Source organism: Microcoleus sp. CAWBG27 (assembly GCF_020883145.1).
GTDB lineage: Bacteria > Cyanobacteriota > Cyanobacteriia > Cyanobacteriales > Microcoleaceae > Microcoleus.
Genome location: NZ_JAHREU010000031.1, coordinates 39,157 through 52,766 on the forward strand (window position 1 = coordinate 39,157; position 13,610 = coordinate 52,766).

A 13,610-nucleotide genomic window follows, 5' to 3' on the forward strand; every position below is an offset into this window, starting at 1 on the left:
CAAATGATGAAACGTGAATCAAAATAAACTATTTAACCGCACTCGATCGCAATTAGCGATTTCCTACGCCGCAGTCATGGGTTTGATTTTAAGCTTGTTGGGATTTGGTGTATACAAGGCGATCGCCCACGCGCACTGGATCGCGATCGATCGCGAGCTAGAATCGGTAGCCGGGACACTCCACGATAGCCTCGAAATCAAGCTACAGCAGCCCGGACGCCTGGAACCAATCGTCAATGAACTTTTGCCAAACCTCCGCGTAATTGGAGTTAACGGCGTTAAAGAACAGTTAGCCGATCGCCATATTTTAAGCGCTATCAACCAAGGCTATTATTATATTCGTTTATTTGACTCTTCTGGGAAATTGATTGCTACAGCAGGCGCTTATCCCGAAACATTGCCGCCGAGATTTAACTCGCAACACTGGCAAACAATCGCTGACAGCAAAGGGAATATTTATCATCAAATTTCTGTATCCCTGCACACAAACACCCTGGAAGATTGGGGATACTTTCAAGTAGGACGGAGCTTGCAAGACTTCAACAGTTATCTCAGTACAGTTAAATTAATTTTAAAGTTAGGATTGCCGACAGCGTTAATTTTGGTGGCTTTTTCTAGTTGGTGGTTGGCAGGATTGGCAATGAAACCGATTTATGCTTCTTACCGACAAATCCAACAGTTTACGGCGGATGCTGCCCACGAATTGCGAACGCCTTTAGCGGCATCTCAAGCCACAGTAGAATCGGCGCTGTTGATGCCACAATTGGATGAGAAAGAAGCACGGGAAATTTTGCAGACTGTCGATCGCCAAAACCGACGATTGACTCAGTTAGTGACTGATTTGTTACTGTTGGCGCGGATGGACTCTCAGGTGAGCTCCGATCGCCCTCAGCTTTGTTGTTTAAACGACTTGGTGGGCGATTTGGTCGAGGAATTGGCAGCTTTGGCGAGATCCTCCCAGGTAGCGCTAACATCGGAAATCCGCGTACAGCAGCCATTGAATGTTGTCGGAGATGCCGATCGACTTTACCGTCTCGTTACTAACTTAATTGTCAACGCCCTTCAATACACTCCGGCTGGCGGAAAAGTCACAGTAATCTTAGATTGCAGCCACATCGAGGCGATAATTCAGGTGCAAGATACCGGGATTGGGATAGCGGCGGCAGATTTAGGGCGGATATTCGATCGCTTTTACCGAGTCAACAAATCTCGATCGCGCCATACAGGCGGTTCGGGACTCGGATTGGCGATAGCACAAACCATAGCCCGCGCGCACCGCGGTAGCCTCACCGCGCGCAGTGAATTGGGCGCAGGCGCTACATTCCTGCTGCGGTTGCCCCTGTGAGCTATGATGTGGGGGAAACCGAATATCTTTTTGTGGTAATCCCTTTGGCAAAAGGTAGCGCGATCGCCCAAAATCATTAAATAGTCAGTTGACAGTTGTAGGGGCGGTGCCCCCGTGCCCGCCCTCTTAGTTGACAGTTAATTTCTCACAATTATCACCCAAGAATTATGACAGTTTTAGAACAGGGAACAATCTCAATCCATACCGAGAATATTTTCCCGATTATCAAGAAATCGCTATACACCGACCATGAAGTCTTCTTGCGGGAACTAATTTCCAACGCCGTCGATGCCATAGCCAAACTCAAAATGGTTTCCCGTTCCGGCGAATACAGCGGCGACATTGGCGAACCACAAATCAATATTGCGATCGACAAAGAAAACAAAACACTCTCAATTACCGACAACGGCATCGGGATGACAGCCGACGAAGTAAAAAAATACATCAATCAAGTCGCCTTCTCCAGCGCCGAAGAATTTATTCAAAAATATCAAGGCAGTGGCGACGACGCAATTATCGGCCACTTTGGACTTGGTTTCTACTCTTCTTTCATGGTCGCTCAGAAAGTAGACATAGACACCCTTTCTTACCAAGAAGGCGCACAAGCAGTACATTGGTATTGCGATGGTTCACCCGCTTTTGAACTATCAGAATCCGCCCGCACCGAACGCGGCACTACGATTACTCTCACTCTGCAAGACGAAGAACTAGAATACGTAGAAGCCACTCGCATTAAGCAGCTAATCAAAACTTACTGCGATTTCATGCCAGTTCCGATCAAATTTGAGGGAGAGGAACTCAACAAGCATAAGGCAATTTGGCGGGAAGCAGCCAGCAATTTGCAGAAAGAAGATTACTTAGAACTGTACCGCTATCTTTATCCGTTTCAAGACGAGCCGCTACTTTGGGTACACCTGAATACAGATTATCCTTTCATTGTCAACGGCATTCTTTTCTTTCCCAAATTGCGACCGGATGTCGATGTTACCCAAGGTAATATCAAGCTATTTTGCAACCAAGTTTTTGTCAGCGATCACTGCGAAGAAATTATCCCAAAATTCTTGATGCCGCTGCGGGGAGTCATTGACAGTACCGATATTCCGCTGAACGTTTCTCGCAGTTCTTTGCAAAGCAATCGCACAGTCAGAAGAATCGCTGATTATATTGCGAAGAAAGTGGGCGATCGCCTAAAAGAACTTTACCGCGACGACCGCGATGAATACATCCGTTGCTGGCAAGATATCGGCACTTTTGTCAAGTTTGGATCTCTCAACGATGATAAGTTCAAAAAACAAGTCGAAGATATCTTAATCTACCGCAGCACCTACGAACCAACAGCAGAAAAACCAGAAATTGCAACGCCAGAAGTGCAGGTGCAAACTGAGGACGGAGATTTGTGGCAAGATGTCACTACCAAATCGGACAGTTCTAGTTCGACGCAACCTTACACGACTCTGAAAGAGTATTTGGAACGCAATCAAAAACGCCACGAAAACCGCGTATTTTACTGCACTGAACCTGCGTCGCAAGCAACTTATGTCGCCCTGCACAAAAGCCAAGGTTTAGAAGTGCTGTTTATGGATTCTTTCATTGACACGCACTTTATCAGTTTCTTGGAACGCGAATACTCAGATGTTAAATTCTCGCGGGTGGATTCCGACATCGACGACACGCTAATTGACAAAGAAAAAGAAGCCGAAATTGTCGATCCGGCGACTAATAAAACTCGCAGCGAACAAGTTAAAGAACTGTTCCAAAATGCTCTCAACAAGCCGAAAGTGAACATCCGCACTGAAGCTTTGAAGTCTGACTCTGCTGAGGCGGCGCCACCTGCGATCGTCCTGTTACCAGAAGCTTTGCGCCGGATGCGCGATATGACGGCGCTTTTGCAGCAGCAAGCAGCGCAATTCCCCGATGAACACGTTTTGCTGGTGAATACGTCTCACCCGCTGATTCAAAATCTGGCTAATTTGAGTCAGGGTGCGATTATTCAAGGCGGCGGCGAGTCTCCCTCGGCGCAGTTGGCCAGCATGATTTGTCACCACGTTTATGACTTGGCTTTGATGGCCCAGAAGGGTTTCGATGCTGAAGGGATGCAGGAGTTTGTCGAGCGATCGAATCATGTCTTGACAAAATTGACTGAACGTGCAATGTAATTAATCCCCCCAACCCCCCTTGCTAAGGGGGCGGTTTGATACTCGTCAAACAAACTAGGTACGTTGTTGGGATGCGAGCCCTCTTTGCTTATATGTGTAAAGAGGGCTCGCATCCCAACAACGTACCTTGGCAAAAGTTGATTTCCCTTGCTGAGAGAGCGATTCGAGGTTTTCTTGTCCCCCCCTTAACAAGGGGGGCTAGGGGGGTAGTCCGCAGTTGTTCTATAATGAAAGGCTGCATCAAAAACAAGTAGTCTGGAGGGCAATATGTCACGGAAATGTCAGCTAACGGGCAAGAAGGCGAACAACGGTTTTGCGGTATCTCACTCGCACCACCGCACTCACAAGTTGCAAGGCGCTAATTTGCAGTGGAAGCGGATTTGGTGGCCGCAGGAGAAGCGTTGGGTCAAGTTACACCTTTCTACGAAGGCGATTAAAACCTTGGAGCACAAGGGTTTGGAAATTATGGCTAAGGAAGCTGGAATTAATCTTTACAAGCTTTAAATAATCTTGTTAGTTAAGCAAAGGGCGATCGCGTATATTAAAAGTGCGATCGCCTTTACTTTTACAAACAAACGTTCGTAGTGAGGAATGCGAGTCCTTCTTCCTAAGTCAGAAAAGAAAGGACTGAAGTCCGAACGATCAAACCCGTTCGTAGTGAGGAATGCGAGTCCTTCTTCCTGAATTGCAAAATAAAGCACTGAACTCCTCACTACAAATGTGAAAATAAAGGACTGAAGTCCGAACGATCAAACCTGACTGAACTCCTCACTACAAACTTGAAAAGAAAGGACTGAAGTCCGAACGATCAAACCTTGATTAAACCAATTTTCTGCATTGCAGTAAATAAGTAGTCATCATCCCTTTACCTTTAACTTCGATCTCACCGCGATTTTCAAAAAAATACTTTTCTCGCAATTTATGATAAGTTGTAGATGTAACCTGAATGCACCCAGGGGAACCGTGAGATTCCATGCGGGAAGCGGTGTTAACGGTGTCTCCCCACAAATCGTAAATAAATTTTTTAATACCGATGACTCCAGCGACAACCGGGCCGGTATTGATCCCGATTCTGATACTAAAATCTTGATTGTGGGTATTGCTGAATTCAATAATTGCCTGCTGCATATCCAGGGCCATTTCTGCGATCGCCTCTGCGTGATCGGGGCGAGTAATTGGCAGCCCTCCCACTACCATGTAAGCATCGCCAATCGTCTTAATTTTTTCCAAACCGTGCCTTTCTGCTAAGTTGTCAAAAGTCGAAAAAATATCATTCAGCAACGCAACTAATTCTGTTGGAGAAACTCGCGCACTCAATTGAGTAAAACCTACGATGTCGGCAAATAATACAGTAACATCAGCAAAAGTATCTGCGATCGTGCTATCTCCCCGCTTCAACCGATTTGCTATTTCTTCCGGCAAAATATTCAACAACAACCGTTCTGACTGTGCCTGTTGAACTCGCAGTGCATTTAAAGTTTCATTGAGAGCATTAGTTCGTTCTTCAACTCTAGATTCTAACTCTTCATTCAGCTTGCAAAGCGCAATTTCAGCCCGCCTGCGGTCTGTGATATCCGTACCGATTGCCAGCAGCCCCGCGAACTTTCCGGCCGCATCAAACAGCGGTTTATTTGCCCAGGATACGCAAACGCGAGATCCACTGCGCCGCATACTTTCATTTTCATTTGTTGTATACTGTTCCGGGTTATTTAAAATATTGCTCAATAACACCGCCAGGTCGTTTCCCGCTGTATCTGTCTGGGGTATAATTGTGCCAACTGCGTGTTTTCCCAGTATTTCTTCTTCTCTGTAACCAAAAAAATTCTGTGCAAACTCGTTAAAAAAAGTAATATTACCTTCTGTATCTAGTTTTAAAATAATGCTGTTAGCATTTTCGACCAATTCCCGATACTTAACTTCGCTTTCCCGCAGCAAATCCTCTGCTGATGCGCGTTCTGCTACTGTGGCAGCTAACAGCAGCGAAGTAATTACAATTACGCTCATGAAAGCCTGCAAAAATAAGATTGCTTGATTAATATTTATGGCTTTGGCAATAAACGGGCCACCTCCCTGAGAACCTCCCCAAATGGCAATACTGGATACAATAAAATATGCTAAAACAGCCCCGCGCTGACCGAATTGAATGGTTGCCCAAATCACCAACGGAAATGGCAAGTATTCTAGGGGATAGCCGGATAGATTGCTATTAGTTTTTGATGTATATACTAGCCAACTTACTATTATCAATAGTAGCCAACATATGGCGCACAAAATTATATTTACAAGTGTTTTAATCTTAATTATTTGTTGATTGCGTGTCGCTATTTTTTGGTAAAAAATTAGCAGCATCGGAGTAAAAATCAAAACTCCTAATGTGTCTCCAAGATACCAATTCCACCGAATTTCCCAATATTCTCTCCAGTCAATAAGACCAGTCAAACACAGCCGCAGCGTGCCGAGAGTGCAGTTGATTTGAGTGGCAACTACAGCACCGCAAAAGATTAAATTGACTACATCAATTAGTCGAGCCAGTGAGGGGCGAAACTTGAACTGTTGCAGCAAAGTAAATGCACATAAAGCTTGCAAACAACCGCAAAAAGCACTAATTGTTGCATTTATTAAGGATATTTTGAGGTTGAGAGTCTCGTAAAAAAATACGCCTAAAGCTATTCCCGGCCAAAGGCGCCGACCAAATAATAAAACTGATGCTTGGGCAATTCCTGCGGGCGGCCAGACGCAGGTAGCTAATTTATTCACGCCGGGGATTGAAGATGCTATTTTAGCTCCTAAAGCGTAAGCAAAGGCAATGACAGCTATTTTTCCTAAATATTGCCAATTTATAGATTGAATAAATCGCATAAATTGATTTTTGTTTTGGTTCATAGTGACTTTTATATTTTCAACTAACTATACCAACCGTCAAAACTATTAGAAGATTTTTAATTATTTAAATAGAATTGTTGGCTTTGTTTGTACGAGCTAAGCACAGGTGCGTTGCTACTCAAAAAGTTGATTCAAATTGAGTTTTTTTTTCACTAGCGACACACCCTACAACTACTATTGATTCTTCCTTTTTGCCTGTTTCATCTTCCTTATTTTATAACTTGATTCCTGTGATAAAATAAGTGTTCATCTCGCCTTTGCCTTTGACTTCAATGGTGCCGCGACTTTCTAATAAATACTTGTCCTGCAATCGCTCGTAAGTTGCAGATGTAACTTGAATTTGACCGGGTAAGCCGTGAGATTCCATACGGGAAGCGGTGTTAACTGTGTCTCCCCACAAATCGTAGATAAATTTTTTGATGCCGATGACTCCGGCGACAACCGGGCCGCTGTTGATGCCGATTCTGATGCTGAAATCTTGATTGTTGGTATTGCTGAAGTCAATAATCGCCTGCTGCATATCCAGGGCCATTTGGGCGATCGCCTCTGCGTGATCGCTGCGGGGCATCGGCAGCCCTCCTACTACCATATAAGCGTCACCAATGGTTTTAATTTTTTCCAATCCGTGCTTTTGGGCTAGGCGATCGAATGTCGAAAAAATGTCGTTAAGCAAGGAAACTAATTCCGGCGGAGAAATTTGAGCACTAATTTGAGTAAAACCGACTATATCTGCAAACAATACTGTGACTTCGGCAAAAGTATCGGCGATGATGCTTTGGTCTTGTTTGAGTCTTTCGGCGATCGGTTTTGGCAAAACGTTCAGCAGGAGACGGTCAGATTTTTCTTGTTCTAATCGCAAAGCTGCCTCAGCTTCTTTGCGAGTTGTGATATCTTGAACAGTACCTTCATAATAAAGTAAATTGCCATGTCTATCAGAGACAGTATAAGCATTTTCGGCAATCCAAATTATACTGCCGCCTTGACGGTAAACCTGAGATTCAAAATCCGATACTTTGCCGTTTTTTCGCATTAATTCGATGATTTCGGCGCGGCGTTCTGGGTCTACATATAGCTGGCGGTTGATATCAGTTAACTTTTCCAGCATTTCCTCACAGGAACTGTAACCATAAATGCGAATTAAAGCTGGGTTGACGCTAAGATATTCTCCATCTGGAGTAGTTTGAAAGATGCCAACGATCGCATTTTCAAATATGCTGCGGTATTTTGCCTCAGCTTGCCGCAGTGCTGCTTCAGCGCGCTGGCGTTCTCGCGCTTCCATTGCAAAAGTTACAGAATCTGTTAGAGAAACAGCGAAACTTTGTTCTTCGATAGTCCAATAACGGGGCATTCCTACGTGTTCCAAACAGAGAACTCCTGCTGTTTCTGGGCCTATTTGAATCGGCGTATCTAGCATGGAAGTGATGCCGAACGGAATTAGGTAAGATTCTACAAATTCTCGAGTTCTAAAATCTTTTTGCGCGTCAAAGGCAGCAATTGCGCGCTCTTCTCGGAGTGCTTGAAAATAGACAGGATAGTCTGCTGCTGATAATTCTAAACCGTCTGAGTGCTGGTTGAGAGCGCGATCGAACAAATCCAGGCACTCCATCTTGGATTTAGGGCGATCGTACAACCAGATACTCGATCGCGCAACTTCCAGAGTACGGCTAGCAGTTTCAGTGATTTCTTGAAGCGCTTTGGTTAAGTCGCCTTGATTCAGCGCTTTATTTTTGGCTAAATCAATTAATGCCGATTTCTGTTTCTGTAGCTGAAGTTCGCTTTGTTTCAGGGCATTTGTCCGTTCTGCAACTCGGATTTCCAGCTTTTCGTTCAGTTTTTGGAGCTCTATTTCAGCTTTTCGGCGATCGGTGATATCTGTCCCGATGCAGAGAATGCCCAAAAGTTCTCCTGCTGCATCAACCAGCGGCTTATTTGCCCAAGACACCCAAACGCGAGATCCGTTACGCCGGATATTTTCATTTTCATAGCTAGTAAAGCGATCGGGATTTTGTAAAATCTGATTGTAAACCAACTCTAAGTTATTCCCTTCGATGTCGCTCATGGGAATGATTGTTCCCACAGCACTTTTCCCCAGGATTTCTTCCTGATTGTAGCCAAAGAATATTTCTGCAAACTCATTAAAAAAAGTAATCGTGCCGTCGGGAGCTAGTTTGACAATAATACTGTTAGCATTTTCCACCAATTCTCGATATTTAATTTCGCTTACTCGCAGAGATTTTTCTGCCTCCGCGCGTTCGGCTACCGTCGCGGCTAATAACAACGAAGTAATCGTAACTACCGCCATAAAAGCTTGTAAAAATAAGATAGCCTGACTGATATTTTCGGCTTTAGCTATAAATGGCCCAGATCCGTGAGAACTGCCAAAAATTGCGATACTTGACACAATAAACGATCCTAAGACAGCGGCCCGCTGACCGAATTGGAGCGACGCCCAAATTATCAAAGGAAACGGCAAATATTCCAGGGGATAGCGAGAAATAGAAGCTTCATTTTTTGACTCAAAGACAAGCCAGCTTACCCCAATTAATAATATTAACCATACTCCCCGCCAAATTAAATAATTTTTAGGGAGTTCGGTTTGTCTTTTTAAGCGATCGGCGGTTGCCTTAGGACGCAAAAATATTAAAATCAAAGGAGTTAAAATTAAAACTCCCATTGCATCTCCCAGCCACCAATTCCACCGGAGCGACCAGTATTCTGCCCAATCTACTTGACCAGCTAAATATATGGAAAACGCGCCAATAGTGCAACTAATCTGAGTAGAAACTAAACCGCCCAATAAAATTAAATTAACTACATCTTTCAAACGTTCTAGAGACGGACGAAACCCCAGCCAGCGCAGCACAGTGGCTGCAAAAACAGCTTGCAAAACTGCTCCTACGTTGCCTCCCACCCAAATTGCAAATATCTGTTCGCTTGGGTTAACTAAATTGAGGAAAAATATACCCAAAACAATCGCAGGCCAGGCTTTTGGGCCAAACAATAAAAGTCCGGCTTGTGCAATTCCTGCGGGCGGCCACACCGAGGAAGCAAAGGGATTGACACCTTGAATTGCAAATGCTAGCCTCGCCCCCACGGCGTAAGCGATCGCCACGAGAGTTACTTGGGTTAAGTAGCGCCCTATTCGGGATTGAGGGAATCGAAGAAACTGATTTAGGTTCAGATTCATGTCGAGTTTTAAGTTTTATATAAGTTTATGTAGGGTGCGCCACAAGCACCTTGCTAGCCTCAATGTAGGTGCAGCAAGCACCTTATACCAATTTTTTGTGAGGCTACTCCCGAATCCGATCCCCCCCTAACCCCCCTTAATTAAGGGGGGGACAAGATTCCGGTCAAAGTCCCCCCTCCCACCAGGGGAATTTAGGGGATCGAGATATATGCAACTTCACATTAAATTGGTATTACCGTTACAAAAACTTATTTGATGGCAGCATCAATCCACTGTTTTAAAGTAGAACTGACTTCCTCAATCAGAATTTCCTGGGCTTTGTGAGTTGCTCTTTCCACAACTTCAACTTTCCCTAATTTCACCGAACGACCCGGAACAATGCGATAGGGAATGCCGATTAAATCTGCATCTTTGAATTTAACTCCTGCTCGTTCGTCGCGGTCATCTAGTAAGGTTTCAATTCCGGATTGGTTGAGTTCATTGTAGAGTTTTTCGGCGACTTCTACTTGTTGGGCGTCGGAAATATTGGGGATGCTAATGATGGCGTGATACGGCGCGATCGCCACTGGCCAGATTATTCCGTCTTTGTCGTAGGATTGTTCTACCGCAGATTGAGCCAGCCGCGACACGCCGACGCCGTAGCAGCCCATGATAAACGGCATTTCTTCGCCTTGTTCGCTGGTGTAGGTGGCCCCCATGGCTTGCGAGTATTTGGTGCCTAATTGGAAGATGTGGCCGACTTCGATGCCTCTGGCGGTTTGCAAAGTTTGTTCGGGATTGTGCACCGCCCGATCGCCCTTTTTGGCACTTCTAACGCCCACAACCATTGCTGGTAGCGTAAATTCTTTACCCCAATTGGCGCCGACCACGTGGTATCCTGACTCGTTAGAACCAGTGACAAAGTTTGTTAAATCGACAGCAGTGCGATCGACCAAACGCAAAAACTTAGGAGATACCCCCCCTTGCCCCCCCTTACCAAGGGGGGGATTTGAGTCTTGTTGCCCCCCCTTACCAAGGGGGGGTTGGGGGGGGTTCCCAGCAATATAATCATCAGCAATATCCGGAGCGATATAACCCAGAGGCAAAGATTTAGCCGCCCATTTTCTTTGAGCTTCCGCATCAGGAACCGTCAAAAATAGGATTGTTTTAGCTTGATAATTTCCCGCCAACTTTGTCAATTCATTCAGCAACTTTACCTGATTCACATCTTGGTCGCCGCGAATGCTTACCAACACCAAGACAGTCATACCATTATCATAAACAGCCTGATAAAGCACATTTTTGACAACTTGCGTCGGAGAACACTTCAAAAACTTGCAAAGTTTAGCAATTGTTTCAGTTCCCGGCGTTTCCCGCTTTTCGTAACTTGCAAAAGGCGAAGCTTGGGCATCAGCAGGCATCGACACAGCCTTCTCCACATTAGCAGCATACTGACCATCTTCAGTATAGAGAACTTCATCCTCTCCCGCTTCTGCCAGCACCATAAACTCTTGAGAACCAGAGCCACCAATCGCACCAGAATCAGCATCTACCGCTCGAAATTCCAAGCCAGATCGGCGCAGCATATTGCTATAAGCTTGAGCCATATCCTGATAAGTTTTCTTCAAACTTTCTTCGCTCGTGTGAAAAGAATAGCCATCTTTCATAATAAATTCGCGACCGCGCATCAACCCAAAACGCGGGCGAATTTCATCACGAAACTTAGTTTGAATTTGATAGAGATGTACGGGTAATTGCCGATAAGAACGAATCATATCCTTAGCAATTGTAGTAATTACCTCTTCGTGAGTTGGGCCAAGTCCAACTTCTCGCTGCTGCCTGTCAGTCAGAGCAAACATGATACCTTCAGCTTGAGTGTAGGTATCCCAGCGGCCGGATTCCCGCCACAAATCGGCAGGTTGCAGTTGCGGGAGGAGACATTCTTGAGCGCCGGTAGCGTCCATTTCTTCGCGCACAATTTGGGATACTTTTTTGAGAACTCGCCACATCAAAGGGAGATAAGCGTAAATACCGCTACCGATGCGTCGGATGTATCCAGCACGGAGTAATAGTTTGTGGCTGGGGATTTCTGCTTCTGCGGGGTCTTCCCGCAGGGTGACGAAAAGCATTTGAGAGAGTCGCATTGGCTGATTTCCTTAAAATACCGGATAATTGTCATCTCAGATTAACTTCTGATATTATCAGAACTCAGCCTGATTTGATGAAATCTATGAATAAACTTTGGAAAAGTTATCAAAAAGGTATGACAGCATTTGATAATTGTCACCATCCTACTCTGCAATCTCAGTGGATTGCATTACAAGATGAAATTGGAGAATTTGTGCGAGAACCTAACTTAAGCGAAACTTGGGATATTCTTCATGCTGCTGGTCGATTGGTTTACAAACTAATCGGAATTCCTTTACATCTGGTAGCCTATCCTACTGTTCGCAAACACAGCGAACGTTTTGAGGAGTACGGCTGTATTCGCAGCCGGCGCAACTGTGAGGGTAAATGCTGCAAACAGTTGACAGTTGATAGTTGACAGTTGACAGTTGACAGTTGACAGTTGACAGTTGACAGTTGACAGTTGACAGTTGACAGTTGATAGTTGACAGTTGATAGTTGACAGTTGATAGTTGCCCGTGAGGTTTTTAAACAGTTTCTAGCTGATAATTCTCATGACCAGATTCATTCACGACCAATTTGCCAAACAATATCTCAAAGAATTATTAACCCCTCTCGGTAATGTCGAAACCAGCCGTGACATTGCTGGAGAAGTGAGGCAGATTGACGTTTTATTTGCCCCGAAAGCGGAACCAGATGTAGAACCAACAGCCCTCGGCATTCTGGGTCAAATTGCAGCAAAACCCGCTGTAATTGAACCATTCCGCAGTCCTGTGCAAACCGGAGAAATTCGCAGTTGTCTGGGTAAACTCTTTGATGTCCATGCTGAATATGAACGAGTCGCCACTAGAGATAATACCCGGATTGCAGAGGCTGATTTGCCCCAACTCTGGATACTGTCGCCGACTGTTTCCGATGCGATGTTAGCTGGATTTGGGGCGACTTCTGAACCTGAAAATTGGGTAAGTGGAGTTTATTTTTTGAATGTGTCTCTGAAAGCAGCAATCGTTGCTATTCACCAACTCCCCCGCACTCCCGAAACGCTGTGGCTGAGGGTTTTGGGGAAGGGAAACGTCCAAAAGCAAGCTATTGCCGAATTGAGAGAATTACCCTCTGATAATTTGTTTCGGTTGAACGCGTTAGAATTGTTGTACAACTTGCGAACGATTTTAGAAGTTCGCCAAGACACGGATCGAGAAGATCGGGAGTTAATTATGGAACTGTCACCCCTCTACTTGCAACGACTTGAAGATGCAACTCAGCGCGGTATGCAGCAAGGTATGCAGCGCGGTATCCAGCAAGGTATTCAGCAAGGTATCCAGCGCAGTCAACGCCTGATAGTTGAGAGTATGCTACAAGTTAAATTTGGCGAAATTGATGAAGCATTAGCCCAAATAATCGAGCCTTTGATTCAGCTAGAACCCCTCGATCGCACGCGACTAATTAGGCAGCTCGATCGCTCTGAATTGCTAGCTCATTTTGAAGAAAAAAATCAACCGGAATCCTGACTCAGCAGCGCATTTTACAATCTGTAGGGTGCGCTAAATATCACTTTATTATTTATTGTCTAGAAAATCCGGAGTTAATTATGGAACTGTCACCGCTGTATTTACAACGGCTTGAAGAAGCAACTCAGCGAGGTATCGAGCAAGGTATTCAGCAAGGTATCGAGCAAGGTATTCAGCAAGTTATTCAGCAAAGTATCGAGCAAGGTATTCAGCAAGGTATTCAGCAAAGTAAACGCGAGATTCTTGAGAGTATATTACAAGTAAGATTTGGCGAAATTGATGAAGAATTAGCCCAAATAATTGAGCCTTTGATTCAACTAGAACCCATCGAGAGCGCGCGACTGAGTATGCAGCTCGATCGCCCGAAATTACTAGCTCGTTTTCTCCCGGAAAATCAAACGGAATCCTAACTCAATAGCGCACTC

Annotated in this window: 10 protein-coding genes; 6 read left to right on the forward strand and 4 right to left on the reverse strand. The window is 44.9% G+C overall.

The window, feature by feature from the left end; all coding sequences use genetic code 11:
- The first annotated feature begins 13 nt into the window (after window positions 1–13).
- From rppB to rpmB, 3 genes are all read left to right on the forward strand, one after another.
- Window positions 14–1,345, forward strand: a complete 1,332-nt coding sequence (gene rppB / locus QZ938_RS17980; RefSeq protein WP_293352546.1) for a two-component system sensor histidine kinase RppB — start codon at window positions 14–16, stop codon at window positions 1,343–1,345.
- 167 nt (window positions 1,346–1,512) lie between these two features.
- Complete coding sequence (htpG, locus tag QZ938_RS17985; RefSeq protein WP_293352547.1) at window positions 1,513–3,501, forward strand: molecular chaperone HtpG; 1,989 nt, start codon at window positions 1,513–1,515, stop codon at window positions 3,499–3,501.
- Between the two features lie 267 nt (window positions 3,502–3,768).
- On the forward strand, window positions 3,769–4,005 hold the full coding sequence (rpmB, locus tag QZ938_RS17990) for a 50S ribosomal protein L28 (RefSeq protein ID WP_293150949.1): 237 nt from the start codon (window positions 3,769–3,771) through the stop codon (window positions 4,003–4,005).
- Here rpmB and QZ938_RS17995 read toward each other — a convergent pair.
- The 4 genes from QZ938_RS17995 to proS all read right to left on the reverse strand — a co-directional run bounded on the left by QZ938_RS17995 (window position 4,002) and on the right by proS (window position 11,694).
- A complete protein-coding gene (locus QZ938_RS17995) occupies window positions 4,002–4,202 on the reverse strand; it encodes a hypothetical protein (RefSeq protein ID WP_293352549.1) in 201 nt (66 codons plus the stop codon). The two genes, rpmB and QZ938_RS17995, sit on opposite strands and share 4 nt — an antisense overlap.
- A 118-nt stretch (window positions 4,203–4,320) precedes the next feature.
- On the reverse strand, window positions 4,321–6,384 hold the full coding sequence (locus QZ938_RS18000) for an adenylate/guanylate cyclase domain-containing protein (protein ID WP_293352551.1): 2,064 nt from the start codon (window positions 6,382–6,384) through the stop codon (window positions 4,321–4,323).
- 214 nt (window positions 6,385–6,598) lie between these two features.
- Window positions 6,599–9,571 carry an adenylate/guanylate cyclase domain-containing protein gene (locus QZ938_RS18005; RefSeq protein ID WP_293352553.1) on the reverse strand — a complete coding sequence of 991 codons (2,973 nt, stop codon included), beginning with the start codon at window positions 9,569–9,571 and terminating at the stop codon, window positions 6,599–6,601.
- Between the two features lie 248 nt (window positions 9,572–9,819).
- A complete protein-coding gene (proS, locus tag QZ938_RS18010; RefSeq protein WP_293352555.1) occupies window positions 9,820–11,694 on the reverse strand; it encodes a proline--tRNA ligase in 1,875 nt (624 codons plus the stop codon).
- 86 nt (window positions 11,695–11,780) lie between these two features.
- Between proS and QZ938_RS18015 the strand changes: the two genes are divergently transcribed.
- The 3 genes from QZ938_RS18015 to QZ938_RS18025 all read left to right on the forward strand — a co-directional run bounded on the left by QZ938_RS18015 (window position 11,781) and on the right by QZ938_RS18025 (window position 13,595).
- Window positions 11,781–12,095, forward strand: a complete 315-nt coding sequence (locus tag QZ938_RS18015; protein WP_293338827.1) for a hypothetical protein — start codon at window positions 11,781–11,783, stop codon at window positions 12,093–12,095.
- Window positions 12,096–12,231: 136 nt separating this feature from the next.
- Complete coding sequence (locus tag QZ938_RS18020; RefSeq protein ID WP_293352557.1) at window positions 12,232–13,185, forward strand: hypothetical protein; 954 nt, start codon at window positions 12,232–12,234, stop codon at window positions 13,183–13,185.
- 80 nt (window positions 13,186–13,265) lie between these two features.
- On the forward strand, window positions 13,266–13,595 hold the full coding sequence (locus QZ938_RS18025; protein WP_363318857.1) for a hypothetical protein: 330 nt from the start codon (window positions 13,266–13,268) through the stop codon (window positions 13,593–13,595).
- Window positions 13,596–13,610: the final 15 nt, after the last annotated feature.